This is a genomic window from Pseudomonas sp. R1-18 (assembly GCF_051132095.1).
In the GTDB taxonomy this organism is placed as follows: Bacteria; Pseudomonadota; Gammaproteobacteria; order Pseudomonadales; family Pseudomonadaceae; genus Aquipseudomonas.
The window spans coordinates 4,167,317-4,193,997 of the sequence record NZ_CP071658.1 but is presented as its reverse complement, the minus strand read 5'-3'; the positions used below and the strand labels follow the sequence as shown (position 1 = coordinate 4,193,997).

The following is a 26,681-nucleotide window of genomic DNA, read 5'->3' as shown; positions in this document are numbered from 1 at the left end:
AGCTGCTTACAGAATGTTGAACGGAATAGTGGTCACAACGCGCAGTTCATTCAGGTTGCCATCCGCCTGAAACTCGCTGGCACGGTGCGTGGTGTAAGTGGCGCGAACAGTCGTGGCCTTGAGCGGGCCCGATTGTACGGCGTATGTAGTGCCGATGCCGTATTCGTAATGGGATTCGCCGTCCATTCTCTTTACGTCTTCATAGGCGGTGCCTTTGTATTTGGTACCGTCGATGTCCCAGCCGCGTGCCTGATAGATGTTGAACTTCAGGCCCGGAACGCCGTATTCGGCCATGTTCAGCACGTAGGCGATCTGCAGGGATTTCTCGTTGGGTCCGTTGAAGTCCGAGAGCAGGGAGTTGGCGAGGAAGATGGCGTTGGTTTCGTGGGCGTAGTCGAAGTACTCGTCACCGGCGACTTCCTGATAGGCGATGCTCAGGCTATGTGCCTTGTGCGTGCCGGTGAAGGAAAGACTGTAGGTGTCGTTGTCGATCGGGCCCAGTTTGCTCTGGCCGGCGTCCTTGGTCTTGTAGTAGTTCAGGTTGGTGCTCAGGCTCACGACATCGCTGTTGCCGATTTCATGGGTGAAACCGAAGTAGTACTGCTTCCAGAAGTCTTCCAGATTGGACGCGTACAGGCTGGTGGTCACGTTGTCGAACGGCTTGTAGTCGCCGCCGAACATGTCCAGTCGATCTGCGGTTGCGCTGGTATTGGACGCGTATTCGGAGCGGAATCGCGCCAGGCTCTGTTCGCTACGTGGCGAGACGCGGTCGAAGCTGCCGGCTTGCAAAGACAGGTTGTTGAACTCGTCGCTCTGCAGCGCAAAGCCCTGGAAGCTCGATGGCAGTGCACGGTTGCCGATGTAAGCGATAACCGGTGTGTTCACCGACTGACGACCCATAGTCAGCGTTGTGTTGGAAACACGTGCCTTGACGTTGGCCAGGCCCATCTTGCTCCACTGGCCGACTGCGTCGCCGTCGTTCTCGGCGAGAGTGCGGTTGCCGCCACCCGCAATGTGCTTGCGGTCGCGGTCCAGTGCGATCGCGTTGTAGAGCGCCAGCTCGGTGCTGAAGCCGACGGTGCCCTGAGTGAAACCCGAGGTGTAGTTGACGATGGTGCCCTGGACCCAGTTGATACGACGTGGGGTCGTTGTTGCAACGCCATTCTTCTGATAGCTGAACCGGTCTTCACGACGACGCAGTTCGTTGGCGTACCAGTTGCGCGTGGAGCCGGTGACATGCTGGTCTTCGAAGAAACCGTTGGCATCTGCCTGGGCGCTGGTGGTGCTCAGTTGAGTCGGGACGAAACTGTGGCTCGATTCCTCTGCATAGGCCATTGTCGCCAACGAAGAAATGGACAAAGCCAATAACGCAGTACTGGTGGTTCTCACGATCTACAGCTCCTGTTTACTTCTTATATGAACGCCAGTTTTTGGTCTGGCTTTGTGTTGCCGGGTAAGCGATCCCGGCTTGTATCAAGTGTTGACGAGCAGCCGACAGCGCCCGCCGCCAGACACGGGCGGCGGACGTTGAAGCAGGGTTCATGGATCAGTCGGCGACGCTGACGCCGGAAAAGTTGTTGCGACCGAACGGGCTGACGTGGAAGTTCTGTACTTCAGCGCGCAGGGGCTGGTTGACAGTCGAGTGGGCAATCGGAGTGATGGGCACCTGTTGCTTGAGGTACTGCTGCGCCTGTTTGTACAGGTCTGTGCGCTGGTCCTTGTCGGTGGTCGAAATCGCCGCCTTGATCAACTGGTCATACTTCTCGTCACACCACATCGAGTAGTTGTTGCCACCGATGGCGGCGCAGCTGTACAGAGTGCCCAGCCAGTTGTCCGGGTCACCGTTGTCGCCGGTCCAGCCGATCAGCGAGATGTCATGCTCGCCGTTCTTGGTGCGCTTTAGGTACTCGCCCCACTCATAGCTGACGATCTTCACCTTGATACCGACCTTGGCCCAGTCGGACTGGAGCATTTCGGCCATCAGCTTGGCGTTGGGGTTGTAAGGGCGCTGAACGGGCATGGCCCAGAGCGTCAGTTCGGTACCTTCCTTCACGCCAGCGGCACGCAGCAGCTCTTTGGCTTTCTCCGGGTTGTAGCCGGCGTCCTTGATGGTGTCGTCGTAGGACCATTGGGTAGGTGGCATGGCATTCACTGCCAGTTGACCCGCGCCCTGGTACACCGCGTTGATGATGGCCGGCTTGTTGACGGCCATGTCCAGCGCCTGTCGAACCTGAAGGTTGCCCAACGGCTCATGACGAACGTTGTAGGAAATGTAACCAAGGTTGAAGCCCGGACGCTCCATTACCTTCAGTTGCTTGTCGGCCTTAAGCGCTTCAAGGTCGGCGGGACGCGGGTTGAGCGTGACCTGGCATTCGTTCTTGCGCAGCTTCTGCATGCGCACCGAGGCGTCGGTATTGATCGCGAAAATCAGCTGATCAATCTTGACCCGGCTCGGGTCCCAGTATTCCTTGTTGCCCTTGTAACGGATCTGCGAATCTTTCTGATAGCGCTGGAACACGAACGGCCCGGTGCCGATCGGTTGTTGATTGATATCGCGGACATCGCCGCTGGCCATCAGCTGTTCGGCATACTCGGCGGACAGGATGCCGGCGAAGTTCATTGCGATGTTCTGTACGAATGCCGCATCCACGGTATTGAGGGTGAAGACCACGGTCAGCGGGCCGGTCTTTTCCACCGACTTGATCTTCTTGTTCAGGCCCATGCCGGTGAAGTAAGGGAACTCGGTCGGGTAGGCGATACGAAACGGGTGATCGGCCTTGAGCATGCGATTGAACGTGAACAGCACGTCGTCTGCATTGAAGTCGCGGGTCGGTTTGAAGTTCTTGTTGCTGTGAAACTTCACTCCTTCGCGAAGATGGAAGGTGTAGACCAGACCATCGGGCGATACATCCCACGAAGTGGCCAGGCCAGGCACTACCGAAGTGTCGCCCTGCTTGAATTCGGTAAGACGGTTGTAGATCGGCTCGGAAGCGTCGTTGTCGGTTGCGGAAGTGTATTGAGCACTGTCAAAACCGGCAGGGCTGGCTTCGGAGCAGAACACCAGGTTGCTGGCGGCCTGAGCCTGGGCTGCCATGGCAAACAGCCCGAGGCCGAGTAGCGGGGTCATCGCAAAAGTTTTACGCATGATGATTGCTTTCCCTTCAAAGGACGAGCCGAAGCTCGAATGTCTTACAGGCCCGTAGGCAATATCCGAATAACACGCGCGGCGCGGTCTCGACGGTATGTCGGTAGAGACATGCAGTAAATAGGCTCGCAGGCCGCAAAGCGTGTAGGAAAGCGCCTCGGCGATAGTAGGGAAAGTGGCTTAAAGCAACTTCCCCAACTAACCGAACAGCTTTTAGTTCAGATAAAACGTTGACCGCGCCGCACCAGCGACGCGGTCATACCGCCTTTACTTCACGCTGACACCGTAGAAGGAGTTCAGACCAAACGGGCTGATCTTGAAATCCTGCACAGTGGTGCGCATCGGTTGGTAGACAGTCGAGTGCGCGATAGGCGTCATCGGCACCGCGTCCTTGAGAAGGTGCTGGGCCTGTTTATACAGCTCGGTGCGCTTGGCCTGGTCAGGCGTTTCCTTCGCCTGATGGATCAGCGTGTCGAACGGCTTGTCGCACCATTTGGCAAAGTTGTTGCCGTTCAGCGCGTCGCAACCGAAGAGGGTGCCGAGCCAGTTGTCCGGGTCACCATTGTCGCCGCTCCAGCCAATCAGCATCGCGCCGTTTTCGCCATTCTTGGCGCGCTTGATGTACTCGCCCCATTCATAGCTGACGATCTTGGCGTTGATACCGATCTTCTTCCAGTCGGACTGGAGCATTTCGGCCATCAACTTGGCGTTGGGGTTGTACGGACGCTGAACCGGCATTGCCCACAGGGTAATCTCGGTGCCTTCCTTGATGCCGGCTTCCTTGAGCAGCGACTTGGCTTTCTCAGGATCGTATTTGGCATCCTTGACCGTGGTGTCGTAGGACCATTGCGTTGGTGGCATGGCGTTGACCGCCAGCTGGCCTGCGCCTTGATACACCGAGTCGATGATCTGCTGTTTGTTCACAGCCATGTCCAGCGCCTGACGCACTTTCAGTTGCGCGAGCGGGTTGGGCTGGTTGCTGTCCTTGATCTTGTCCATCACGTTGTAGGCAATGTAACCCAGGTTGAAGCCTGCCTGATCTGGCATCTTCAGGTTCTTGTCGGCCTTAAGCGGTTCAAGGTCGGCAGGACGAGGGTAGGCGGTGATCTGACACTCGTTTTTCTTGAGCTTCTGCATGCGCACCGACGGGTCGGTGGTGATGGCGAAGATCAGGTTGTCGACTTTGACGTCCTCAGGCTTCCAGTAATCCTTGTTGCCGGTGAAGCGGATGTTGGAGTCTTTCTGGTAGCTCTTGAACACGAACGGGCCGGTGCCGACCGGCTTCTGGTTGATGTCCGTGGCCTTGCCCTGCTTGAGCAACTGGTCGGCGTATTCAGCGGACTGGATCGAAGCGAAGCTCATCGCCAGGTTCTGGATGAACGCGGCATCGACCTTGTTGAGCACGAACTTGACGGTGTGGTCGTCGACTTTCTCGACCTTGGCGATGTTGGAGTCCATGCCCATGTCGGTGAAATACGGGAACTCGGTAGGCGCCGCTTTGCGGAACGGCATGTCCTTGTCGATCATGCGATTGAACGTGAACAGCACGTCATCGGCGTTGAATTCGCGGGTCGGCTTGAAGTAAGGCGTGGTGTGGAACTTGACGCCTTCGCGCAGATGGAAGGTGTAGGTCAACACGTCTTCGGAGATATCCCAGCTGGTCGCCAGACCAGGCTGAACCGCGGTACCGCCACGCTCGAATTGGGCCAGACGGTTGAAAACGGTTTCCGCCGAAGCGTCGAAATCGGTGCCTGTCGTGTATTGCGCCGGGTCAAAACCCGCCGGGCTGCCTTCGGAGCAGAACACCAGATTCGAGGCTGCATGGGCGAAGGGGGCACTGGCAAGCAAGCCTGCGCCGACTAGAAACGGAATGACCGCTTGTTTGAGCATGGTGGCCTCAGTTGTTGTCATTTTTTGGTTAGAGGGACCGACCTCGTGAGTCGACCCGTTCGATACTTATGCAGGGTGCATACCCAAAGCAAGATGTTGGCGCCAAAGAAGCTACAAAGTGTGGCAGTGGCGTACAGGAATGTCGCGAAAGTGTAAGTTTTGACGCATTTGATCGTTTGCGCGTCGCATTTGGACCTTTTTATCGCACCACCAAGGCGCGACCGGGTGTGAGAAATGCACCCGGTTGGGGCCCTGGAGGCGACTGATTGTTACCCTACTTGCTCAAGCTCACGCCGTAGAAAGGCGTCAGCCCGAACGGGCTGATCTTGAAGTCCTGCACCTCCTGGCGCATGGGCTGGAAGACTCTTGAGTTGGCCACAGGTGTGATCGGCACCTGCGATTTCAGTATCTGCTGCGCTTGCTGGTAGAGCTTGATGCGTTCATCCCGCTCGGTCGTGACTTTGGCCTGTTGCACGAGCTTGTCATAAGCCGGATCGCACCATTTGGCGTAATTGCTGCCCTTGACGGCTGCGCAGCTGTAGAGGACGCCGAGCCAGTTATCCGGATCGCCATTGTCGCCAGTCCAGCCATAGATCATCACATCGTGCTCGCCGGCCTTGGCGCGCTTGATGTATTCGCCCCACTCGTAACTGACAATGTTGGCCTTGATGCCGATTTTCTCCCAGTCCGCCTGGATCATCTGCGCCGACATGCGCGCGTTGGGGTTGGACGCGCGCTGCACGGTCATGGCCCACAGGTTGATCGTCGTGCCGGGCGCGACGCCCGCTTCCTTGAGCAGTTCTCTGGCCCTGGCCGGATCATGGGGTGCATCCTTGATCTTCGGGTCGAAGCCCCATTGGCCTGGAGGCAGGGCATTCTCGGCCAATACGCCCGCGCCCTGATATACCGCCTTGATGATCGCGGGCTTATCGATGGACATGTCCAGCGCCTGACGAACCTTGAGCTGGTCGAGCGGCGGACGGGTCACGTTGTAGGCCAGAAAACCCAGATTGAAGCCTGGCTGACTCAGCACCTTGAGCTTCGGGTCTTTCTGCATCTGCTCAATATCCTGGGGGCGCGGATAGCCACTGACCTGACATTCGCCGGTCTTGAGTTTCTGCAACCGCACGGCAGCGTCGGCGTTGATCGAAAAGATCAGGTTGTCGATCCTGACGTCCTCGGGCCTCCAGTACTGGGTGTTGCCGGCGTAACGGATCTGCGAATCTTTCTGATACCGCTTGAACACGAACGGACCGGTGCCAACGGGTTTGAGATTCAAGTCCTGCGCCTTGCCGTCCTTCAGCAACTGGTCGGCGTATTCGGCGGACTGTATCGAGGCGAAACTCATAGCGAGGTTCTGGGCAAAAGCGGCATCGATGTTGTTGAGATTGAATCGGACCGTCCGGGCATCGACTTTCTCGACGTTCTTGATCGTGGTGTTGAGTCCCATATCAGTGAAGTACGGCGACTCGGAAGGGTAGGCCTTGCGGAAGGGGTGGTTGGGGTCCAGCAACCGGTTGAACGTGAACAGCACGTCGTCCGCGTTGAACGTACGAGTCGGGGTGAAATAGTCCGTGGTATGAAACTTCACCCCTTCACGCAGATGGAACGTGTAGGTCAGCCCGTCCGGCGATACGTCCCAGCTGGTTGCCAGCCCTGGCTCTACTTCGGTTCCGCCGCGCTTGAACTGGGTCAGCCGGTTGAAGACGGTTTCCGCCGACGCATCGAAGTCCGTGCCACTGGTGTACTGACTCGGGTCGAAGCCCGCGGGACTCGCTTCCGAGCAATACACCAGCGTCGTTGCTGCCTGAGCCAAGGGGGCACAGGCGAGGAGGGCAGCCGCAGCCGCCAGCGGCTTAAAGAAGTTATGTTTCATGGGATCCTCGCAAGTACGGCATTTCGCGCCGAATATCGAGTAGACCACGGAAAAGCCGCTGCGGTCCGGCCGCGGGGCAGGGTTGTTACTTGCCGAGGATCCTGTTCAAGTATCTCTGCAAATCAGAGGCTTTTTCGAAAAAGGTATCCAGAAAATCCGAGCTGTCGGACTTGAATGTCTTGAAAGCATTTTGCGCGCTTTCCTGAAGCCGTTTCTGGCCGTCCAGCAAATCACTCCTGCGGGTTGCCCGCTGCACGGAATCCCGGTTTTCCATCGCCCACCGTTTGACTATCTCGTCCTGCCATTCGCTGTCCATAGGGTGGGTGAAATACCTGGCGGCAACGATTGCCGGATGCTCTGCTCCTTCCTTTCCATGTTCCATGCTCAACACCGCTTGCCCGACATCAAGCACCGCTTTGCGGGCAAGTTCGGCAGCCAGCAGGTGCAGCGGATGCTCCTTATGGTCCTTGGCAAGTTGCGAATGGGAAGGGTCGGTCGAACCGCTGGTATTGGGGTCGTCACCCAGGAACGTCTGTACGTCGTCAACGCTGTTGCCGAGCCAGGTTGCAAGTCCCTGCATCACGGTGCCCATGGCAGAGCCGAATAGTCGCCCCGGCAGGTTGATGAAGTGATAGAACTGCTCGACCTGGCTGGCAAATGGCAAGCTGGCCCATTTGTCCCGTGCGGCCAGAAATGTTTCATAAGCCTCCAGCAGCGTAGTGTTGGGATGTTCGCTGAGCAGAATGAGGATGATCTGATCCCGCTCCGAGCGTTCCCCGGCTTTGGTGGCTTCGAAAGGTTTCTGTTCATTGGAGAACAGGATCTCGCCCAGAGGCGCGGCCAGGCTGGCGATGACATCGCTGCCGCCGAACATGCCGGTTACCAGCGGGATCCCGTGTTTGCAGGGCGCTTTGGAGGTCCACGGCAGCACATCGGCATACCCGGCCTTGATCAGGCTCAGCTCGACGAAATTGGAGTGCGCAAAGAAGTCCTCAAGTATGTGCAAGCCCGCGCCGAGCTCACGGAGCGCGTCGGTGGATTGGATACCGGCCTGCATGGCCGACTCGAGCTTGCTGCTCATTACATCGACCGAGCGCTGAATGTAGCGCTTCATCGACGTATCGGGGTCGACTTCCAATAGGGGATTACCGGGTAGCACCCACAGCTCGAAATCCGCGTCCCGATCCCTGGGATCAGCCGGGCTCGGATTCACGGCCTTGGGGTTGTCGATATGCTCGCTGGGCCGATAAACCCCAAGCCGTTCTTCTGTGACCATGAAGCCGGAGCGATCGATTTTCATCAGGTCGATGAATTCACGAACGGCCAGTATGTCCACGATTTTGGTCAAGGCTTCGCGTGACAGCACATCCGGAAAATTTTTAGGCATGCTCGTCGCCCGGACGATCTTTGGGTCGAGCAGCTGGGAGTAATCGCGCAACCAGTTGCCGTAATGGATAGCGAGAACTTCGTTGTCAGTAAAACCAGCGGTCTTGAGCACTTCTTCGATGGAGCCGTGAGTGGCATGCTCCTTACTGCCCTTGCCGGCCTCGAAGCGAAGCGCTACCGGAAGTGGCTCGGGAAGTGCGATTTCAGCAGCCGGGTCGTGATACTCGGCATTGGGGTGGGGAGTGCTGACAGGCTGACCTGCTTTTGCGAAAGGATTCATCCATGATTCCTGGTATACGAGAGTTGAAGGCCGCGAAACAGCGAGCTTGTGCCGAATCGGCGAGCGAAATATGCGAGGTGGATGTTGGCGTACGGGGAGGATTCTGGAAATCAGCCGGGTCGGCTGGCGCTGTAGGGCTTTTTTCTGATCGGTCGATCAAAAGCTTTTCCAAGCGTGGGAAAAATGGCGGCAACCGGGTTGCCGCCATGTGTACCGATGCATCGGAGCCGTCAGGGAATAGCCACTTCGATCACGCCGTCCGCAGCAACACTGACCTGGCTGGTGCCCGCCTCGATATCCGGGGTAGGCGCGGCGTCCTCGCGGGCGGCTTTCATCATCATTGTCGGAGCGCGCAGGTAAGGCTGCGGGTAGCCGGAAGTATTGAGGTTCAGGTTGACCAGCTTGTAGCCGCTGCCACCGAGCGCCTCGGTCACCAATTGCGCCCGTGCCTTGAACGCCGTTACGGCGTCCTTGAGCAAGGTGTCTTCGCTGGCTTTACGGGCCGGGGGCGAGATCGAGAAATCCATGCCGCCCATTTTGAGGTCACCGAGCAACTCGCCTGTCAGTTTTGAAAGCGTGGCGAAGTCAGTGCTTTCCAGGCGCAGTTCGGCGCGTTCACGCCAGCCGGTGATCTTCTGGCCTTTATCGTCGTAGATCGGGTAGCTGTTGCGATTACCCTGACGGATCTTCACGTCCTTGGCCTGGCGCGCCTGGGCCAGGCCCTTGTTCAGCGTTTCAGTGATCTGCGCGGCCAGCTTGGCCGGATCGGTATCCTGCGCTTCGGTGTACAGCGTGACGAGCATCAGGTCGCGCTGTACTTCCTGATTGACTTCGGCACGCAGGGAAATCTGGTTATATCGCGGCGCATCGGTGTCGGCTTGGGCAGGAAGGGTGGCCAGGGCGGTGGCAGCCAGGGCAAACAGCGCGGCGGCGGGGCGAAGGTTGATCATGCGAACTCCTTGTTATCGTACCGCCTCCAACAGATTGTCGGCCGGCGCAGAACCATAAGACTGTCACTCAAGGGTAGCGGTTCCGGACCGGGGGAGGAACCCAAGCCTGTGGTGCTTTGACGCACTTTCCCCAGTTTTGCGCCGTGCTTGGTTATACTCGCTGCGATTCGCCGGAGCAGTCTCAGGAGAGCTCATGCTCGCCCCCATTCAAATGCTTTCTGCCACTCGCCAGAACCTGTGGCGTCTCACATTCATACGTATTCTGGTACTGGCTGCTCAAGCGGGGTCCGTGGGGATCGCCTGGTTGTTCGACGTACTTCCGCTGCCATGGCTGCAGTTGTCGATCACCCTCGGTTGCTCGCTGATACTGTGCGTCCTGACAGCACTGCGGCTGCGCACCTCGTTACCGCTCACCGAGCAGGAATACGCGCTGCAACTGGCGATCGACCTGCTGATTCACAGCGCGCTGCTGTATTACTCCGGTGGCTCGACCAACCCGTTCGTTTCTTATTACCTGGTGCCGCTGACCATTGCCGCAGCCACTCTGCCCTGGCGTTATTCGCTGATCCTCTCAGGCTTCGCCCTTACGCTTTACACGTTACTGATCGTGAAGTCCTACCCGCTGGAAACCTACCCGACCGCACGGGAGAACATGCAGGTCTACGGTATGTGGCTGAGCTTCGCGCTGGCTGCGGGGGTCATTACCTTCTTTGCCGCCAAGATGGCCGAGGAAATGCGTCGTCAGGAACAACTGCGTGCCGAGCGCCGTGAAGAAGGTTTGCGCGATCAGCAGTTGCTGGCGGTGGCCACCCAGGCTGCGGGCGCGGCCCATGAACTGGGTACGCCGCTGGCGACCATGAGCGTGTTGCTCAACGAGATGCATCAGGAACACAGCGACCCGCAATTGCGTGAAGACCTCGGTGTGCTTCAGGAGCAGGTCAAGCAGTGCAAACACACGCTCCAGCAGCTGGTACGCGCTGCGGAAGCCAATCGCCGCATGGCGGTCGAATACCAGACCGCGAGCCGCTGGCTGGATGAATCGCTGAACCGTTGGCATCTGATGCGGCCTGAAGTCAGCTACCGCTTCCAGCAGCTGGGCAAGGATAGCGTGCCGATGCTCGCGCCTCCGCCGGATTTGAGCCAGGCACTGCTCAACCTGTTGAACAACGCCGCCGATGCCTGCCCGGACGGGCTGGAAATCAGCCTTGACTGGGATAGCGCCGAGATCTGCATCAGCATCCGCGATCATGGTGCCGGCGTGCCTCTGGCAATCGCCGAGCAGATCGGCAAGCCATTCTTTACTACCAAGGGCAAAGGTTTCGGCCTGGGTCTGTTTTTGAGCAAGGCCAGCGTCACCCGGGCGGGTGGCTCGGTAAAACTCTACAGTCACGAGGAGGGCGGCACGCTGACCGAGCTGCGCCTGCCGCGTGATACGCGAGGAGAAGAAGCATGAGTGACGAAGACATTCAGGTCGACGGCGAACAGTTGCCGCATTTGCTGCTGGTCGATGATGACGCGACCTTCACGCGCGTCATGGCGCGCGCCATGGCGCGTCGCGGCTTTCGGGTCAGCACCGCTGGATCGGCCGAAGAAGGTCTGGTGCTGGCGCAGCAGGATATTCCGGAGTTTGCGGCGCTGGACCTGAAGATGGACGGCGATTCCGGCCTCGTTCTGCTGCCCAAGCTGCTGGAGCTGGACCCGGAAATGCGCGTGGTGATTCTCACTGGGTATTCGAGCATCGCCACTGCTGTCGAGGCCATCAAGCGTGGCGCCTGCAACTACCTGTGCAAACCGGCCGATGCTGACGACGTGCTCGCAGCGCTGCTTTCAAAGCACGCCGACCTCGACACACTGGTGCCGGAAAACCCGATGTCGGTCGACCGTCTGCAGTGGGAGCACATTCAGCGCGTACTGACCGAACACGAAGGCAATATCTCTGCGACCGCTCGTGCTCTGGGCATGCATCGGCGGACATTGCAGCGCAAATTGCAGAAGCGTCCGGTTCGTCGCTGAAAGGCTCTGGAATCGTACTGAGCGCCCTGTATTGGCGGCGTTCAGAGCATTTCCTGTCACGTCTTGTTGCGTGTTGAGATGTGATCGTACAACCGCTGAGCTATGATTGGCCTTTACTCAATTGCCCCGAGATTGATGTTGGATATGGAAAACCAGAGCGCTCCACCCCGCGCCCGTAGAAAGCACCGTAGCCTCGCGCAGGAACTGGTGGTCGAGCTGTCCGAGCGTATTCGCAGCGGTCAGCTCAAGCGCGGCGACAAGTTACCGACCGAATCGGCAATCATGGAAGAGCAGGGCGTCAGCCGCACGGTCGTACGTGAAGCCATCTCGCGTCTGCAGGCTTCAGGGCTGGTGGAAACCCGGCACGGCATCGGCACGTTCGTGCTCGACACGCCAAGCCCGAGCGGTTTCCGGATCGATCCGGCGACCATTGTCACCTTGCGCGACGTGCTGGCGATTCTGGAGTTGCGCATCAGCCTGGAAGTCGAGTCCGCCGGGCTTGCCGCGACGCGCCGAACGCCTGAGCAACTCCAGGCCATGCGCGTGGCGCTCGATGCATTGAGCGAAAGCGCGGCCCATGACAGCGACGCCGTAGCGTCCGATTTCCAGTTCCATCTGCAGATCGCGCTGTCCACCGGCAACCGGTATTTCACCGACATAATGACCCACCTCGGCACCAGCATCATTCCGCGTACGCGGCTGAATTCGGCGCGTCTGGCGCATGATGATCAGCAGCATTACATGGACCGCCTCAGCCGCGAGCACGAAGAAATCTTCGATGCCATCGCCCGTCAGGACTCCGACGCCGCCCGCGCGGCCATGCGCCTGCACCTGACAAACAGCCGCGAACGTCTGCGCCATGCGCATGAAGAGGCTGAATCGCAAAGGGCCTGACTCGCACCCGTGGGAGCGCGCTTGCCCGCGAGATGCGTTTTCGCGGACAAGCGGATCGCCGCCCGACGGGTCGGCCCGGTCGCTCTTACAGAACAGCATTGAGCCTGTAGGAGCGGACTTGTCCGCGAAAGGGCCGGGACAGTCAAAGCATCCATGTCGCCTTTGCGTACGTCTTCGCGGACAAGCGGATCGCCGCCCGGTCCGCTCCTACTGCTTCTGAGTCGCCCTGGGTTGTCATATAACTTCCCGTCCGCTCGAAATTTTCCCCAACCCCACGTATTCAAAGGCATTGAAGGCCTTTCATCGCCTGTGTGACGAAAAACCTCAAAATCCCTGTTGAGACATTTTATTTTCAGTTGTACGATGACTTACGACATCGGCACTGCCCCGATGATCTATTCACATACATGTCCCCCAGGGTGTTCGAATAATGAATCCACAAGAACTGAAGTCCATCCTCTCTTCCGGTCTGCTTTCCTTCCCGGTTACCGATTTCAATGCTCAGGGCGATTTCAATCGCGCGGGCTACATCAAGCGTCTTGAGTGGCTGGCCCCGTACGGCGCCAGCGCTCTGTTCGCCGCTGGCGGTACAGGTGAGTTTTTCTCCCTCGCTGCCAGCGAATACTCGGAAATCATCAAGACTGCCGTCGACACTTGCGCCACCAGCGTGCCAATTCTGGCAGGCGTAGGCGGCCCGACTCGTCAGGCCATCGAATACGCTCAGGAAGCCGAGCGTCTGGGTGCCAAAGGTCTGCTGCTGCTGCCGCACTACCTGACCGAAGCGAGCCAGGACGGCGTTGCCGCTCACGTTGAAGCGGTCTGCAAATCGGTGAAGATCGGCGTTGTCGTCTACAACCGCAACGTTTGCCGCCTGAACGCTACGCTGCTGGAGCAACTGGCCGAGCGCTGCCCTAACCTGATCGGTTACAAGGACGGCCTGGGTGATATCGAGCTGATGGTTTCGATCCGTCGTCGTCTGGGCGACCGCTTCTCCTACCTGGGCGGCCTGCCGACCGCTGAAGTCTACGCCGCTGCCTACAAGGCGCTGGGCGTACCGGTCTACTCTTCGGCAGTGTTCAACTTCGTACCGAAGCTGGCGATGGATTTCTACCACGCTATCTCTCGTGACGATCATGAAGCCGTGGGCAAGTACATCGACGATTTCTTCCTGCCTTACCTGGAAATCCGTAACCGCAAAGCCGGTTACGCGGTCAGCATCGTCAAGGCTGGCGCCAAGATCGCCGGTTACGATGCAGGTCCGGTCCGCGCTCCATTGACCGACCTGACTGCTGAAGAATGCGAGATGCTCGCTGCGCTGATGGACAAGCAAGGCAAGCAGTAACACCTCTATACGCAAAACCGCTGAGCGATCAGCGGTTTTGTCGTTGTACCGCAGAGAACGTTACAGGTAGGGGCCGTCAGCGCGACGCTTCTAAGGGGCCTGTGATGTTGCACAGACAGTTCGTTGTACCCGCGTAAAAAAATAATAGTGGGAGTTTTATCGATGCAAAAGTCCAAGCCGACTCACGTCCGCTATTTGATCCTGTTGATGCTGTTTCTGGTCACCACAATCAACTACGCCGACCGGGCCACCATCGCTATCGCGGGTTCCAGCCTGCAAAAAGACCTCGGCATCAGTGCCGTCACCCTGGGTTATATCTTCTCCGCATTCGGCTGGGCCTACGTGGCCGGCCAGATTCCCGGCGGCTGGCTGCTCGACCGTTTCGGCTCGAAGAAAGTCTATGCCGCAAGCATTTTTACCTGGTCGCTATTCACCCTGCTGCAAGGCTATGTCGGTGAATTCGGCGTATCCACTGCCATCGTCGCGCTGTTCATGTTGCGCTTCCTGGTAGGCCTGGCCGAAGCGCCTTCCTTCCCCGGCAACGCCCGTATCGTGGCCGCCTGGTTCCCGACGGCCGAACGCGGCACCGCGTCGGCGATCTTCAACTCGGCGCAATACTTTGCCACCGTGCTTTTCGCTCCGCTCATGGGCTGGATCGTTTACACCTACGGCTGGCAGCATGTGTTCATCGTGATGGGCGCTTCGGGCATCGTGTTCTCGGCCATCTGGATGAAAGTCATCCACAGCCCGCGCAATCACCCGCGCATCAACGAAGCCGAGTTCGAACACATCGCCAACAACGGCGGCATGGTCGACATGGATCAGGACAAGGGCAAAGGCAAGGAAAAGGCTGCCAGCAGCGGGCCGAAGTGGGATTACATCCGCCAGCTGCTGACCAACCGCATGATGCTGGGTATCTATCTGAGCCAGTACTGCATCAACGGCATCACTTACTTCTTCCTGACCTGGTTCCCCGTGTACCTGGTGCAGGAACGCGGCATGACCATCCTCAAGGCGGGCATCATCGCTTCGCTGCCGGCCATCTGTGGCTTCATCGGCGGCGTGCTGGGCGGGGTCATCTCCGACTACCTGCTGCGCAAGGGCCATTCCCTGACCTTCGCCCGCAAGGCGCCGATCATCGGTGGGCTGCTGCTCTCCACGTCGATCGTTACCTGCAACTATGTAGACCTGGAGTGGGTTGTCGTAGGCTTCATGGCGCTGGCGTTCTTCGGCAAAGGCGTAGGTGCATTGGGCTGGGCTGTCATGTCCGACGTGTCGCCCAAGCAGATTGCCGGCCTGAGCGGCGGCCTGTTCAACACCTTCGGCAACATCGCTTCGATCACCACCCCGATCGTGATTGGTTACATCATCAGCACCACCGGTTCATTCAAATGGGCACTGGTGTTCGTCGGCGCCAACGCGCTGCTGGCTGTGATCAGTTACATTTTCATTGTTGGTGAGATCAAGCGAGTGGAATTGAAAGAGCCCCCAGTCAAAGGGCCATTGCTGGATGAAACCGCCAGCGACCTTTCCCAAGCCAAATCCTGAGGAAAACCGTGATGAACCTGATTCAACATGCCGACTCCCCACGGTATATCCGGCTTCACCCGCTGGATAACGTGGTCGTGGTGGTCAATGACCAGGGCGTGCCAGCCGGAACCGAATTCGACGATGGCCTGGTGACTGTCGATAACGTACCGCAGAGCCACAAGATCAACACCGTTGATCTGGCTGAAGGGGACGCCGTGATCCGTTACGGCGCCACCATCGGCTACGCACTGCAACCGATACCTCGTGGAAGCTGGGTCAGGGAAGACCAACTGCGCATGCCTTCGGCGCCAGCGCTGGACAGCTTGCCAATGTCCGACGCCGTGCCTGAAAAACAGGCGCCGCTCGAAGGCTACACCTTCGAAGGCTACCGCAACGCCGATGGCACGGTCGGGACTCGCAATATTCTGGGCATCACCACGACTGTCCAGTGCGTGACCGGTGTGCTGGACTTCGCGGTCAAGCGCATTCGTGAGGAGCTGCTGCCCAAGTACCCGAACGTCGACGACGTGGTCGCTCTGACCCACAGCTACGGCTGCGGCGTGGCGATCACGGCGACGGATGCCTACATCCCGATTCGTACGGTGCGCAACCTGGCGCGCAATCCGAACCTGGGTGGCGAGGCGTTGGTGATCAGCCTGGGCTGCGAAAAATTGCAGGCCGGGCAGGTGATGCATGAGGACGACAGTTCCGTTGACCTTAGCGAGCCATGGCTCTATCGCCTTCAGGATTCCAGCCACGGCTTCAATGAAATGGTCGAGCAGATCATGGATCTGGCCGAGGTGCGGCTCAAAAAGCTGGATCAGCGTCGTCGCGAGACCGTGCCCGCTTCAGAGTTGATCCTGGGCATGCAGTGCGGCGGCAGCGATGCGTTTTCCGGCATCACCGCCAATCCGGCGCTTGGCTTCGCTTCTGACCTTTTGCTGCGTGCCGGTGCGACGGTCATGTTTTCCGAAGTCACCGAAGTACGCGACGCCATCTACCTGCTGACCTCGCGAGCCGAGAACCAGCAGGTGGCTCAGGAACTGGTGCGTGAAATGGACTGGTACGACCGTTACCTGGCCAAAGGCGAAGCCGATCGCAGCGCCAATACCACGCCGGGTAACAAGAAAGGCGGGTTGTCGAACATTGTCGAGAAGTCCCTGGGCTCTATCGTCAAGTCCGGCAGCAGCGCCATCAACGGCGTGCTTGGCCCAGGCGAGCGCTTCAATCGCAAAGGTCTGATCTTCTGCGCCACGCCTGCGAGCGACTTTGTCTGCGGGACGTTGCAACTGGCAGCCGGGATGAACCTGCATGTGTTCACGACCGGACGCGGGACGCCGTACGGTCTGGCAATGTCGCCGGTGGTCAAGGTGTCGACTCGCACCGAGCTGGCCCAGCGCTGGCCCGACCTCATCGACATCGACGCGGGCCGCATCGCCACCGGACGCGCGACCATCGAAGACCTGGGCTGGGAGCTGTTCCACTTCTATCTGGACGTGGCCAGCGGCAAGAAGAAAACCTGGACCGAGCATTATCGTTTGCACAACGACATTACCCTGTTCAACCCGGCACCGGTTACCTGACCTCCTCGCTGTAGGAGCTGGCCGGGTGGCGTTTCGCTTGTCCGCGAAGACTCAAGTGCATCCGCAACATATGTTGTGGATGCAAGGCCTCTTCGCGGGCAAGCGCGCTCCTACAGTCCGCCGCTTTTTCAATGCTTGGGGTCAATCCGGGATCTCTCCCAGCACATTGCGCACGTACTCCGGCGTCAGGCCGTTGTACCAAAGCAGGATGGTCGACACGAGGATCGTCACCAGCACCAGCAAACCCACTCCCCACACCGCGGCGGCATAGAGCGGGGCCTTGCCTTCGGCAAGCCTCATGAATGTGCCGATCCCGACGAACAACAGCAGCGTCGAATATACCGACGCCAGCCCAAGCACCAGAATCGCCAGCCAGCGGCTCGGATACAGCCCGGCCAGGCCCGCCAGAAAGAACGGAACCGTCGTGTAGGTCGTAAAACCAATGCACTGGTTCAAGGTCGGTCGCGTCTCGAAGGTGCGTGACATCCAGCGTATGAAGACACCCATCACGGCGACACCCAGCAAGGTCGACACATAGAGCAAGGCGCACAGTTGCAGCGCGCTTTTGCCCGTGAGCCAGACCCGCTCGCCTTCGGCCAGGCTCCATCCGACCTGGGTGGTGCCGATGAACAGGCAGATCACGGGGATCAGTGCGAGCAGGACCAGATGAGGCAGGTACTGATGAGGCGCTTCGTCCTCCTGCGTCCGAATATCTCGCCATGCCTGCCTGGGTTGCGTGAACAGTTTGACGATGACCGTGCTCATGGAAAGTCCCTCCCGCCTGTGCGTGGCTCGTCTGCTCCGTGCGAGCCCTCTATCGGCTTGGATGCCCGAGGCTGCGATGGTTTCCTCACCGGCGGCGCACGCCGGACCAGTGGGCGTAGCTGGCCTGGAAAACGGTTCATTTTTCCTACTTCGCTGAACTTTAAGTGGCCGCGACGCCTCTTCTACATCAAGGGCAGCCGGTTCGGTTGTCCCAGTTAATGTGCAGGAGGTTGCAAATGCCTTGGATAACGGAAAATCATCTCTGGCTGTTTACGTTGATCACTGCCCTGGTAGTGATTTCAGACATCTGGGCGATCATGCGGGTACGTAAAACCGTGACGGCGTCCAACGACAAGCTGATGTGGATGATTGTGATCGTGGCCGTGCCGATTCTCGGCGTGCTGGCTTTGCTGGTCGCCGGACCGCGTCATGTGCCGCGGCCCGCCGATCCGGAGCGTCAGGGCACGAAGTACTGACGCGTAGTAGTGAGTACAGCGTCGTTCAGGAATATTTCGCAGAGTGATGCGGGTAGTCCACCAGGCGCGCGCCGATGACCATTTCGCTGATCCAGTTGGTCAGCATGGAGCTATAGACGCTCTGGCTGATATCACTGGTCAGCGCATGATCGGCGCCATCCACCAGTCGGTAGGTCAACGAATGCGCATGTTCGAAAGCCGTCCGATAGCTCATCAGCGTTGCATGCGGAACGTAATCGTCCTGCTCTGATTCGATCAGCAACACATCTCCCTTGAATTCCTTGCAGGCCGCCAGTGCGCGGTTGTCTGCGGCCGTCACCGCGGAGCGGCGATAGTGTGCGAGCTTATCGCGGTCGAGCTGCTGCTTGGGCATATCCCAGTCGGCATCCCAGTACAACGCCGGTACGCGCAATGCCAGCCACTTTACCGGGCGCATTGCACTGAGGATGGTGGCCAGATAACCGCCGTAACTGCTGCCGATGACGGCGATGGCTTCCCGGTCGACGGCCGGGTGGCTGACCAGCCGGTCATAGGCCGCGACCAGATCTTCCAGGCTGTCCTCGCGGGAAACGGTGGCGCGCAGCTCATGGGTGCGCTCGTGTCCGCGCAAGTCGAACGTCAGACAGACGCAGCCCAGGCCGGTGATGTTCTTGGCGCGGGCCAGATCACGTTGCTGACTGCCGCCCCAGCCATGGACAAAAAGAATGCCGGGGATCTTCTCGCCCGGCGACAGGATCGTCCCGGAGATCGACTGGCTGTCGACACTTATCTCGATAGTTTCACTACGAACGGTCATATGGCTCAACCTGTGTGTATTTAGTGATGAAACCCACCTGCGGATCGTCGCCTTCGTACAGCACCTGAGCTCCGCGCGGAAGTATGGTCTCGCCGTATACCTCGTGGCTGGATGCGTCGATCCGCTGCAGCGCCGGGGCGTCGGCAAAGGCCAGCAGCGCTTCGATTTCCGCGGGGCTTGCGCCGCCAATGCGCCACGACTGTTCCAGCACGCCTGAGCGCACTTGCCCGTTGGCATCAACGCCAAGGGCGATATCGTAATTGCGGCGTGAGGCGATGAAGCCTGGAAAACACGCCGCCGCTGCTGCGTCATAGGCCATCGCCTGCTCGATCGAGCGGCGCACGGCATCGTCCAGCTCCAGCGTGAGCAGCGCATCGAATCCACCGCGCACCACCCGTAAAGTCGACCCGCCGTAGACGCTTTCGCCCTGATTATCCCGCGTCAGACCTTGCGTTCCGTGATAGCTGGCGACCATGCCCGCGATGCGCACCTGTCCCACGCTGTAGGTGACTACCTGTTGCAGATTCTCTTCCAGCACCAGGCCCCATGTACTCACATCATCAACGTCCTGCGCGGCGATGGCTGTTGCGAGTTCGGCTTCGGATTTGACCTCGATCTGGCCGCGACCGGCTGTGGCCAGGACCGGTTTGATACGCACCGGACCTTTTTCGAGCAACCGTCTTCCGGCCTCCAGCGCATCGACATGGTTGAACACGCTGAAACCGTCGAGCACCGCATCCCTGGTTCGGCGAGGGAATTCATCGGACCAGCCGGAAGGACGAGCCGTGGCGTTTTCGAGCAGCGGGTGGGAAATGGCCTTGGTTGCCATGAACGGCTCGGCGACCCATCCGCCGAACAGGTCGTCAGCCGACTCGATGCCTAGCTGGCGGTGCTGGTCGTGACCGATCAGCGTATCGGAAGGTACAAAGTACAGTTTTTTGCCGGCATCACGTTGGGTGTCAGGGTCGTGGATCCCCCTGAACTGCGCGCCGAGCAACTGCGCGATTTTTTGCCCCAGAACCTGATGGACCGCCAGTTCATGGGCTGCGAGCTTCTTGTGGGTGGGTAATAGAACGACTTCAGCTGGTACGGCATCTGTTCGAGACCCGCTCATAGGCGCACTCCTTCAAGAGGCTTTTTTCAGGGCAGTGATCAGTTCCTGCTTGCTCATCGAAGAGCGTCCGGCGATCTGCAGGCTTCGAGCGCGCTGCATGAGGTCCGCCTTGGTCTGGGATTCCAGCGACTGGTCGGAGCGCGGTTCGCCCTGGCGGGTCGCGGCGGCACGCTTGGCGGAATCCTTGCGGGCGGCGGTCTTGCTGGATGCCGGGGTCTTGCTGCCCGACCCTCCTTTGCGTTCGCCGCCACCGGACTGCTTGTTGACAGTCGCCCAGGCGCGGGCCTCGGCTTCGTCTTTGGAAGCGCCTTTCTTTTCGTAGCCCTCTTCGATGTGCTCGGCTTTGCGCTTTTGCTTCTCGGTGTACTTGTCTTTGTTGTCGGCAGGCATGACGTGTCTCCTTCGGATCGGCGATTGATGTGCTCAACGTCTTCATGATTATGAAGCCCGACGGGTACCTGAGTTCCTGAGCGAGGATGAGCGGCTCGGCTGCCATGCTTCTGCAACAGTCAGGTGGTTAGATCCCTCCATTGATACCAGCAGGGGAAAACACATGAGCCTGATTGCAAAGTGGGCATTACAACTCGTCGCGGTATTCCTGTTCGCCTGGGCAGCGACCGTAGCGGCGCAGTGGAGCAGCGGGATCGTCAACGGAACCGGTACTGAACGCCTTGCGCAGTTGACCCAGGCACAGATGACAGCTGTGCCTGGCAATTCGCGACTGGCGACGGTTAATGCGGCAGCGCCAGCTGCTGCTCTTGATCACGCTGAATAAGCGCCGTAGCCACTTTCGCGCAGGCAAAAAAATGGCCCACAACGCGGTGGGCCAAATGGGATTCATCAAAGGAGTGGGGTGAATGTACCGATCTGAAGGTGAAGAGGATGTGAAAGGGATGTCACGGAAATGAGAACCGTTTTCCGCCAGTAGACGCAGGCAGGCGCAAGCGTGGAGAGCGATGCAGCGCTGCCGCCTGGATCGACAACGCTGTTGCCGGGAGCGTCGAGCCGCATGGATAACTCAAGGTGCCGCTGCCGGGGCGTGAGCGGCTGGCGTCTGGCGTGCGGAGGCCGGTGGCAAAGCATGTGGCGCATCGATTCGCGACTTCATGCGGTCGGCGAATGCTTTCGCCTCCTGCCAGTCCCTGCATGTGACCGGGTAGTCGTCCAGCCTGACAATCCAGTGGTTCCCGTGGTTACCTTCTTCAATTCGGATAAGCATTATCAGCATCTCCATTTGGCAAGGCGAACAGGTGCCGGGTCAGCGGCGGGCAAAATCGACGCTCGGAATCGTGCGCCGAATTTCCGGAGGCGGCCACTACTGTTATGGAAAACCCGATGAGTGAATCGACGCAGGGCACATATCGGGTATGAACGGTCGCGATAAGCGTCAGAACGCCAGCTTGAATCCGATCGAACCGAGCATGACCGCCAGGAATGGGCGCAGAAGATCATCGGAAACCCGCCCCGCCATGTGGCTGCCCAGCCAGATCCCCGGCAGCGAACCCATCAGCAGCCAACCGAGCAGTTCCCAATCCATGTTGCCCATGCTGGCATGGCCCAGCCCCGCGACCAAGGTCAGCGGTACTGCGTGGGCGATTTCAGTGCCGACCAGGCGGCGGGTCGGCAGCAACGGATACAGAACGAACAATGCGACGGTGCCCAACGCGCCAGCGCCAATCGACGTCAGCGCGACCATGGTGCCTAGCAACAGGCCGGTCGCGACGGTCAGGCCATTGAGGCTGGAACCACTGACCAGCGAATGCCCGTCGCCACGACTGTGGGCAAAGGCCAGAAGCTTTTTCTTGAAAAGTACGGCCAGCGCGGTCAGCAGCAGGACAAAGCCCAGCGCCTGTTTGATGATGGCGTTGACGGCTTCCGGAGCGCTATCGAGCGTGCTCAGAAACCACAAGGTCAACAGAACGGCCGGCACGCTGCCCAGCGTCAGCCAGCCGGTAATCTTCCAGTCGATATTGTTGTTCTTGCGATGAACCAGCACGCCGCCGGACTTGGTGATAGCCGCGTACAACAGGTCAGTGCCCACGGCGGTTGCCGGGTTGATGCCGAACCACAGCAGGATCGGCGTCATCAATGAACCACCGCCCACTCCGGTCATGCCTACGATGAAGCCCACAATCAGGCCCGCTATTACAAAACCCGCACCACCCACATCCATAAACGATCCTGTACACCAGACTCATCAGGCAAAAAGTGGCCGCAGCATAGCGTCTTATGTTCTAACGGGTTATGAGGATGTGTTCTAAGGTTATAACCGTTTTGAGCCGACGCGCGCGGCGAGGCGGTCCGGCACTTTGATTTGAGGAGTGCAATCGGATGCCAGCCATTGCAGAAGGGCCTCCGTTTCCATGGGCCGTGCGATCAGATAACCCTGGCCTTCGTCGCAGCCCCAGTCGCGGATCAGGCCCATAATCTGCTCGGTCTCGATGCCTTCAGCGACCACACGATAGTCCAGTTTTTTCGCCAGTCCGATCAGCGCTTTCACCAGACGCTGATCGTTTTCGTCGTCGGTCAGGTTACGCATCAGCGACTGGTCGAGCTTGACTGTGGTGGCCGGCAGCTGCCGCAGGTAACTCCAGTTGCTGTAGCCGGTCCCGAAATCGTCGATGGCCACCTCCATGCCCAGCCCGCGCAAGCGCTCCAGCTGGCGGCGTACTTCAGCGGGGTTGTGCATCAGCGCGCCCTCAGTGAACTCCAGCTCGAAGCGGGTCGGGGAAATGGCGTGTTGCTGCAACAGGCTGAGCATGCAGTTGGTGAAATCAGGCGCCGAGAGGTCTTGCGGCGTCACGTTGATCGCGACTCTGAAATCGAAGCCCAGATCGCGCCACGCCGCAGCCTGCTCGACGGCTCGGTGCAAGACCCACAAACTGAGCGGGCGCATCAGCGAGGTTTTTTCGGCCAGCGGGATAAATTCGGCCGGGCCGACCGGGCCAAGAGTCGGATGCGTCCAGCGCAGCAGCGCCTCAACGGAGGTGCAGCGGCCCGTGACGAGGTCGATGCGTGGTTGATAGACCAAGCGCAGTTGGTCCGATGCATGCACGGCGTCGGTCAATGAACTCAACAGGCAGAAAGCCCTTTGCTGGACGATGTCGAGCTCGGGCTGATAATGCGACCAGCCCAGATTACGATCACGGGCGTCGTTGGCGGCGCTGATGACCTGGCGCATCCAGTCCTGATCCTCGCCATTTTCGCTGCGCAGACTGACGATGCCCAGGCCCGCCTGCATTTGCACAGGCATGCCGTGGCAATGCACGGGCGCTGCGAAGGCGTCGAGTATCGAGCCGTACAAGCCTTCGTCCGGCCCGGTGCCGTGTAACAGAAAGCCGAAACGGGTCGGGCTGACTTTGTACAGCAGACAGCCGGCAGGCAGCTGCTCCTGAATGCGGTTCTTGATCGCGTGCATCAGGTCCTGCGCAAACGCATAGCCCAGCGCCTTGACGACATCGTTGAGGAATTCCGGGGTGAACATGTCGACCGCCACCAGCGTGCAGTCTTGTCCGGCAGCCAGTGCCTGACGGACATCTTCCTCAAGGCGCAAGCGGTTATAGAGCCCCGACGGCTGATCCCGATAGCAGCTCGAACGCAGGCCGACGATGTGTTTCATGACCAGCGCGGCCAGGCGCTTGAGCATCGACATGTCGCGCTCGCTCATTGCGGGTCTGGGTTTGGTGTCAATCACGCACAGGCTGCCGAGCCTGATCCCGTCATCCGTGATCAGCGGCGCACCCGCGTAATAACAGATACCCGGATGTCCGGTCACCAGGCTGTTGTCGGCAAAACGCGGGTCAATCCTCGCGTCGGTGACTTCGAGAGGCTGGTCGGTGAGAATCGTGTAGGCGCAGAAGGACACATCTCGCGGAGTCTCCTGCGGTTGCATTCCGACCCGGGCACGAAACCACTGACGATGTTTATCGACAATCGATATCAGCGCGATAGGCGCACTGAAGTACTCCGCGGCAACCCCCACGATTTCGTCGAAAACATGGTCAGTGCTGTTTTCCAGCACGCACAGTTCATTGATGCGCAGCAAACGTTGCGCTTCATTGAGCGGGATGGGGGCACCGGAGTTCATGGAGCGTGCTCGTATCAATGATGTCAATTTGATTGCACGCACTGTATCAGATGGTTTGGCTTTGACCAGATCAGGTCTTCGGCGATAGCTGGCGCTCAAGCCTGGTGTTGCTCATGGCCCGGTGCCAGAGCGCCCGAGCGGCGCGGCGCGGCGTCCGCTGCCAAGGTGCCGCGCCGTTCGTCGTATAAAGAGTTTGCGACGATCCAGTCAGGCGGACGCGTCGGCGGCTGTCGATGTGCGATCACTATCCTGGCGCGCGGCGAAGAGCTGCTCATGCGCGTAAAGAGTACTGGCGAGCAAAGTGCAGAAGACCTTCAGTGTATCCAGCACTTGCGGGTTATCCAGCCTGGCTGGCTGCGGATCAAGCCCGCACAAAGTGCCGAAGAAGTGCCCGTCGGGAAAGATGATCGGCAGCGAAAAGTAGCTTTGAAACCCAAACAGCTTGGGAATGGGGTGCTCGGCATAATGGGCGTCGCACGCCACTTCGCTGATGACTATGGGCGTGCGATGCAGGCGAAGCTCATTGCAGATCGTTTCCTCGATCTGCATCTGATGACCCGGTTCGACACCGAACTGCACTTCATCGTGGACCGCACATGCCATCCAGGTGGTGTCCGTTACCTTGGCTATGGCCGAAAACCCCATTCCAGTGAGGCGTGTGACCAGCTTCAACAGACTGGAGGTGGCTTCTATCTCGCTGATGACGGCGAGTTCCAGGGACGTCAGATGGTTGTTCAATATTAGTTACCTCAACGTCCAACTACGAAAAACGGCTTTCCAGCGATCATGTCTGATGGCTGATTGCAGGTGGCCATGATCGTGCCATACATCATCAAGCGCCATCCAGCGCCGGTCCTCGGAAACCATGTGCGTTGAACTGCCACGGCGGAGCAGTGCCCAAATCTTTACAACCCGGAGGAGACTGCCATGGCTGACGAAAAGGAAGAAAAAAAGGAACAACCCAAGGATGACGACACCCCGGCTCACGCCACCGAGAAGGAGCGCGAACGGCTGAAAGACTTCAACAAGGACGGTATACCGCCAGGCGCCTGGTGAAACCCGATTGCTCCGCGCCCCAGCCCCGCGCCGGGCGCGGTAGCAGCTGACACAACTTTGGTTTATAGAACCCTGAACCCCTTCGTGTGAGCACAAACATGAGCAGCCAATACCGCAGCGAGGCCGAGCGGCTTGAACAGGCATTCGCTGATGCCTACCAGGCGTACCGAAACCACATCATCTCCACGCCTTACCCGGCGAGCGAAGAAGAATGGGCCGAACACGACCGCTACCGCGATCGTGTTTCCCAGGCCAGCGCGGAATGGGGGCAATATTGCTCGGATAACAAGCATTTGCGATGAGCACTGCAATCAGCCACGGATGCCTAGTGTAGATTCATCGGTATCACAGCCAATGTTGCTGGCCTGAGTTGCTCTTATAATCAACCTCATTTAATCGGTAATCCGTGCAAGTTCGGCGGTGAACCGGTGCTTTGAGGTCTGATTGAAAACTATGCCAAGCGCATTCGAAAGCGTACTCAAGAACAAGAACATGGCTTATCACGGGCCGGGGCGGGCATTGCCTGTCGAGCAATCCATTACCCGTGTTGCTTTCGTGCTGATGGACAATTTCTCGATGATGTCCTTCACCGGCGCTGTGGACGCGCTGGTCACGGCCAACCTGATGAGTGAAACGCCGCTGTATGAAGTGCTGACGGTCGGTTTGCGCGCGCGTCAGGTCACCAGTGATCTGGGCATCGTGATTTCCGCTGACACTGTGCTGGCAGAGCTGGACGACCAGCAGCACATGGTCATCGTCGCGGGCGGCTTCCGGGTCCGGCTGGCAGGCGAGCCGTTGCTGCGCCGCAAGTTGCGCGCCAGCGCCGGCTCGGGTGCGCTGATGGGCGGCCTGTGGAACGGTGCCTACTTCCTGGCCGAAGCTCAATTGCTCGACGGCTATGAATGCGCGTTTCACCCGGAAGGCCGGGCGATGATGGCGGAAGTTTTCCCCAAGGTGACGGTGTCCAGACGCGCCTACGTGGTGGACCGCAATCGGTTCAGCTGCGCGGGTGCCAACAGTTCGCTGCGGCTGATGCTCGAACTGATTCGCAAAACCGGCGGGCAAGCGGTCGTCGGCGCTATTGAAGAAGTATTGCGCTGCGATGAGTCCGGCAACGCGACGGACCTGCCCCCGGTATTCGTCGAATCAGACCCGACATTGCCGCAGAGCCTCAAGCTGGCCCTTGAGCTGATGGCGCAGAATATTGAAGAGCCGCTGACCATTGATGAGTTGGCTGCTTGCGCCAATATCTCCAAACGGCAGCTGGAGCGCCGGTTCTGCAGCGCGCTGGGCGCAACGCCCACACGCTATTACCTGGAACTGCGTCTGACCCGCGCCCGTCAGTTGCTGCAGCAAACCAATCGCTCAGTGACGGAAATAGCCGTCGCCACCGGCTTTGTCAGTACCCCGCATTTCCAGCGTCGTTTCCGGGATTTCTTCGGCGTCTCGCCCGGCAGTCATCGCGTGTCTTACGAGCGCAAGCGCTAGCTGCTTTTAA

At 59.1% G+C, this 26,681-nt stretch carries 25 protein-coding genes; 11 read left to right on the top strand and 14 right to left on the bottom strand.

Annotation, left to right across the window (positions count from 1 at the left end; translation table 11 throughout):
- Positions 1-6: 6 nt before the first annotated feature.
- The 6 genes from J3P77_RS19210 to J3P77_RS19185 form a co-directional block, all read right to left on the bottom strand.
- Complete coding sequence (locus J3P77_RS19210; protein WP_434678148.1) at positions 7-1,389, bottom strand: OprD family porin; 1,383 nt, start codon at positions 1,387-1,389, stop codon at positions 7-9.
- Positions 1,390-1,546: 157 nt separating this feature from the next.
- Complete coding sequence (locus J3P77_RS19205; protein ID WP_434678147.1) at positions 1,547-3,145, bottom strand: ABC transporter substrate-binding protein; 1,599 nt, start codon at positions 3,143-3,145, stop codon at positions 1,547-1,549.
- A gap of 267 nt (positions 3,146-3,412) precedes the next feature.
- A complete protein-coding gene (locus J3P77_RS19200; RefSeq protein ID WP_434678146.1) occupies positions 3,413-5,035 on the bottom strand; it encodes an ABC transporter substrate-binding protein in 1,623 nt (540 codons plus the stop codon).
- A 274-nt stretch (positions 5,036-5,309) separates the two neighbouring features.
- Positions 5,310-6,911 carry an ABC transporter substrate-binding protein gene (locus J3P77_RS19195; RefSeq protein ID WP_434678145.1) on the bottom strand — a complete coding sequence of 534 codons (1,602 nt, stop codon included), beginning with the start codon at positions 6,909-6,911 and terminating at the stop codon, positions 5,310-5,312.
- Between the two features lie 85 nt (positions 6,912-6,996).
- The gene (locus tag J3P77_RS19190) at positions 6,997-8,577 is read right to left on the bottom strand and encodes an HET-C-related protein (protein ID WP_434678144.1); all 1,581 of its coding nucleotides are present in this window, start codon (positions 8,575-8,577) and stop codon (positions 6,997-6,999) included.
- A 230-nt stretch (positions 8,578-8,807) separates the two neighbouring features.
- Positions 8,808-9,527 (bottom strand): SIMPL domain-containing protein, encoded by a 720-nt coding sequence (locus J3P77_RS19185; RefSeq protein WP_434678143.1) that lies wholly within the window; start codon positions 9,525-9,527, stop codon positions 8,808-8,810.
- A 193-nt stretch (positions 9,528-9,720) separates the two neighbouring features.
- On the opposite strand from J3P77_RS19185, the gene J3P77_RS19180 reads away from it, so the two are divergent.
- The 6 genes from J3P77_RS19180 (at position 9,721) to garD (ending at position 16,889) form a co-directional block, all read left to right on the top strand.
- A complete protein-coding gene (locus J3P77_RS19180) occupies positions 9,721-10,980 on the top strand; it encodes an ATP-binding protein (protein ID WP_434678142.1) in 1,260 nt (419 codons plus the stop codon).
- The gene (locus tag J3P77_RS19175; protein WP_434678141.1) at positions 10,977-11,540 is read left to right on the top strand and encodes a response regulator transcription factor; all 564 of its coding nucleotides are present in this window, start codon (positions 10,977-10,979) and stop codon (positions 11,538-11,540) included. The genes J3P77_RS19180 and J3P77_RS19175 overlap by 4 nt, the downstream gene beginning before the upstream one ends.
- A 144-nt stretch (positions 11,541-11,684) precedes the next feature.
- The gene (locus tag J3P77_RS19170; protein ID WP_434678140.1) at positions 11,685-12,434 is read left to right on the top strand and encodes a FadR/GntR family transcriptional regulator; all 750 of its coding nucleotides are present in this window, start codon (positions 11,685-11,687) and stop codon (positions 12,432-12,434) included.
- 430 nt (positions 12,435-12,864) lie between these two features.
- Positions 12,865-13,776 carry a 5-dehydro-4-deoxyglucarate dehydratase gene (gene kdgD / locus J3P77_RS19165; RefSeq protein WP_434678138.1) on the top strand — a complete coding sequence of 304 codons (912 nt, stop codon included), beginning with the start codon at positions 12,865-12,867 and terminating at the stop codon, positions 13,774-13,776.
- A gap of 162 nt (positions 13,777-13,938) precedes the next feature.
- Positions 13,939-15,324, top strand: coding sequence for an MFS transporter (locus J3P77_RS19160; RefSeq protein WP_434678136.1), 1,386 nt, complete (start codon positions 13,939-13,941; stop codon positions 15,322-15,324).
- 11 nt (positions 15,325-15,335) lie between these two features.
- Positions 15,336-16,889, top strand: a complete 1,554-nt coding sequence (gene garD, locus J3P77_RS19155; protein WP_434678135.1) for a galactarate dehydratase — start codon at positions 15,336-15,338, stop codon at positions 16,887-16,889.
- A gap of 141 nt (positions 16,890-17,030) precedes the next feature.
- On the opposite strand, the gene J3P77_RS19150 is transcribed toward garD, so the two are convergent.
- Positions 17,031-17,654 (bottom strand): Yip1 family protein, encoded by a 624-nt coding sequence (locus J3P77_RS19150; protein WP_434678134.1) that lies wholly within the window; start codon positions 17,652-17,654, stop codon positions 17,031-17,033.
- A 236-nt stretch (positions 17,655-17,890) separates the two neighbouring features.
- On the opposite strand from J3P77_RS19150, the gene J3P77_RS19145 reads away from it, so the two are divergent.
- On the top strand, positions 17,891-18,130 hold the full coding sequence (locus J3P77_RS19145) for a PLDc N-terminal domain-containing protein (RefSeq protein WP_434678133.1): 240 nt from the start codon (positions 17,891-17,893) through the stop codon (positions 18,128-18,130).
- A gap of 25 nt (positions 18,131-18,155) precedes the next feature.
- Here the strand turns inward: J3P77_RS19145 and J3P77_RS19140 are convergent, their stop codons facing one another.
- From J3P77_RS19140 to J3P77_RS19130, 3 genes are read right to left on the bottom strand one after another with little or no spacing between them, the layout of a single operon-like run.
- Positions 18,156-18,926, bottom strand: a complete 771-nt coding sequence (locus J3P77_RS19140; protein ID WP_434678132.1) for an alpha/beta hydrolase family protein — start codon at positions 18,924-18,926, stop codon at positions 18,156-18,158.
- Positions 18,913-20,040: a DUF3182 family protein gene (locus tag J3P77_RS19135; protein WP_434678131.1), complete on the bottom strand. Its 1,128-nt coding sequence runs from the start codon at positions 20,038-20,040 to the stop codon at positions 18,913-18,915. Before J3P77_RS19135 ends, J3P77_RS19140 begins: the two co-directional genes overlap by 14 nt.
- Positions 20,041-20,052: 12 nt before the next feature.
- Positions 20,053-20,430, bottom strand: a complete 378-nt coding sequence (locus tag J3P77_RS19130) for a Rho termination factor N-terminal domain-containing protein (RefSeq protein WP_434678130.1) — start codon at positions 20,428-20,430, stop codon at positions 20,053-20,055.
- Between the two features lie 163 nt (positions 20,431-20,593).
- On the opposite strand from J3P77_RS19130, the gene J3P77_RS19125 reads away from it, so the two are divergent.
- Positions 20,594-20,815: a hypothetical protein gene (locus J3P77_RS19125; protein WP_434678129.1), complete on the top strand. Its 222-nt coding sequence runs from the start codon at positions 20,594-20,596 to the stop codon at positions 20,813-20,815.
- Positions 20,816-21,058: 243 nt separating this feature from the next.
- Here J3P77_RS19125 and J3P77_RS19120 read toward each other — a convergent pair whose 3' ends face one another.
- The 4 genes from J3P77_RS19120 to J3P77_RS19105 all read right to left on the bottom strand — a co-directional run bounded on the left by J3P77_RS19120 (position 21,059) and on the right by J3P77_RS19105 (position 24,865).
- Positions 21,059-21,259, bottom strand: a complete 201-nt coding sequence (locus J3P77_RS19120; protein WP_434678127.1) for a hypothetical protein — start codon at positions 21,257-21,259, stop codon at positions 21,059-21,061.
- Positions 21,260-21,427: 168 nt separating this feature from the next.
- The gene (locus J3P77_RS19115) at positions 21,428-22,213 is read right to left on the bottom strand and encodes a sulfite exporter TauE/SafE family protein (RefSeq protein ID WP_434678126.1); all 786 of its coding nucleotides are present in this window, start codon (positions 22,211-22,213) and stop codon (positions 21,428-21,430) included.
- A gap of 90 nt (positions 22,214-22,303) precedes the next feature.
- The gene (locus J3P77_RS19110; RefSeq protein ID WP_434678125.1) at positions 22,304-24,127 is read right to left on the bottom strand and encodes a sensor domain-containing phosphodiesterase; all 1,824 of its coding nucleotides are present in this window, start codon (positions 24,125-24,127) and stop codon (positions 22,304-22,306) included.
- Between the two features lie 207 nt (positions 24,128-24,334).
- Positions 24,335-24,865, bottom strand: a complete 531-nt coding sequence (locus tag J3P77_RS19105; RefSeq protein ID WP_434678124.1) for a GAF domain-containing protein — start codon at positions 24,863-24,865, stop codon at positions 24,335-24,337.
- Positions 24,866-25,054: 189 nt separating this feature from the next.
- On the opposite strand from J3P77_RS19105, the gene J3P77_RS19100 reads away from it, so the two are divergent.
- From J3P77_RS19100 to J3P77_RS19090, 3 genes are all read left to right on the top strand, one after another.
- Positions 25,055-25,183, top strand: coding sequence for a hypothetical protein (locus J3P77_RS19100; protein ID WP_434678123.1), 129 nt, complete (start codon positions 25,055-25,057; stop codon positions 25,181-25,183).
- A gap of 98 nt (positions 25,184-25,281) precedes the next feature.
- Positions 25,282-25,485, top strand: a complete 204-nt coding sequence (locus J3P77_RS19095; protein WP_434678122.1) for a hypothetical protein — start codon at positions 25,282-25,284, stop codon at positions 25,483-25,485.
- A gap of 151 nt (positions 25,486-25,636) precedes the next feature.
- Positions 25,637-26,671: a GlxA family transcriptional regulator gene (locus J3P77_RS19090; RefSeq protein WP_434682074.1), complete on the top strand. Its 1,035-nt coding sequence runs from the start codon at positions 25,637-25,639 to the stop codon at positions 26,669-26,671.
- Positions 26,672-26,681: the final 10 nt, after the last annotated feature.

Excerpts from the sequence above, each read along its gene's own strand:
- J3P77_RS19205 (WP_434678147.1), bottom strand. The coding sequence starts at position 3,145 with ATGCGTAAAACTTTTGCGATGACCCCGCTACTCGGCCTCGGGCTGTTT.
- J3P77_RS19200 (WP_434678146.1), bottom strand. The coding sequence starts at position 5,035 with ATGCTCAAACAAGCGGTCATTCCGTTTCTAGTCGGCGCAGGCTTGCTT.
- J3P77_RS19195 (WP_434678145.1), bottom strand. The coding sequence starts at position 6,911 with ATGAAACATAACTTCTTTAAGCCGCTGGCGGCTGCGGCTGCCCTCCTC.
- J3P77_RS19190 (WP_434678144.1), bottom strand. The coding sequence starts at position 8,577 with ATGAATCCTTTCGCAAAAGCAGGTCAGCCTGTCAGCACTCCCCACCCC.
- J3P77_RS19185 (WP_434678143.1), bottom strand. The coding sequence starts at position 9,527 with ATGATCAACCTTCGCCCCGCCGCCGCGCTGTTTGCCCTGGCTGCCACC.
- J3P77_RS19180 (WP_434678142.1), top strand. The coding sequence starts at position 9,721 with ATGCTCGCCCCCATTCAAATGCTTTCTGCCACTCGCCAGAACCTGTGG.
- J3P77_RS19175 (WP_434678141.1), top strand. The coding sequence starts at position 10,977 with ATGAGTGACGAAGACATTCAGGTCGACGGCGAACAGTTGCCGCATTTG.
- J3P77_RS19170 (WP_434678140.1), top strand. The coding sequence starts at position 11,685 with ATGGAAAACCAGAGCGCTCCACCCCGCGCCCGTAGAAAGCACCGTAGC.
- kdgD (WP_434678138.1), top strand. The coding sequence starts at position 12,865 with ATGAATCCACAAGAACTGAAGTCCATCCTCTCTTCCGGTCTGCTTTCC.
- J3P77_RS19160 (WP_434678136.1), top strand. The coding sequence starts at position 13,939 with ATGCAAAAGTCCAAGCCGACTCACGTCCGCTATTTGATCCTGTTGATG.
- garD (WP_434678135.1), top strand. The coding sequence starts at position 15,336 with ATGAACCTGATTCAACATGCCGACTCCCCACGGTATATCCGGCTTCAC.
- J3P77_RS19150 (WP_434678134.1), bottom strand. The coding sequence starts at position 17,654 with ATGAGCACGGTCATCGTCAAACTGTTCACGCAACCCAGGCAGGCATGG.
- J3P77_RS19145 (WP_434678133.1), top strand. The coding sequence starts at position 17,891 with ATGCCTTGGATAACGGAAAATCATCTCTGGCTGTTTACGTTGATCACT.
- J3P77_RS19140 (WP_434678132.1), bottom strand. The coding sequence starts at position 18,926 with ATGACCGTTCGTAGTGAAACTATCGAGATAAGTGTCGACAGCCAGTCG.
- J3P77_RS19135 (WP_434678131.1), bottom strand. The coding sequence starts at position 20,040 with ATGAGCGGGTCTCGAACAGATGCCGTACCAGCTGAAGTCGTTCTATTA.
- J3P77_RS19130 (WP_434678130.1), bottom strand. The coding sequence starts at position 20,430 with ATGCCTGCCGACAACAAAGACAAGTACACCGAGAAGCAAAAGCGCAAA.
- J3P77_RS19125 (WP_434678129.1), top strand. The coding sequence starts at position 20,594 with ATGAGCCTGATTGCAAAGTGGGCATTACAACTCGTCGCGGTATTCCTG.
- J3P77_RS19120 (WP_434678127.1), bottom strand. The coding sequence starts at position 21,259 with ATGCTTATCCGAATTGAAGAAGGTAACCACGGGAACCACTGGATTGTC.
- J3P77_RS19115 (WP_434678126.1), bottom strand. The coding sequence starts at position 22,213 with ATGGATGTGGGTGGTGCGGGTTTTGTAATAGCGGGCCTGATTGTGGGC.
- J3P77_RS19110 (WP_434678125.1), bottom strand. The coding sequence starts at position 24,127 with ATGAACTCCGGTGCCCCCATCCCGCTCAATGAAGCGCAACGTTTGCTG.
- J3P77_RS19100 (WP_434678123.1), top strand. The coding sequence starts at position 25,055 with ATGGCTGACGAAAAGGAAGAAAAAAAGGAACAACCCAAGGATGACGAC.
- J3P77_RS19095 (WP_434678122.1), top strand. The coding sequence starts at position 25,282 with ATGAGCAGCCAATACCGCAGCGAGGCCGAGCGGCTTGAACAGGCATTC.
- J3P77_RS19090 (WP_434682074.1), top strand. The coding sequence starts at position 25,637 with ATGCCAAGCGCATTCGAAAGCGTACTCAAGAACAAGAACATGGCTTAT.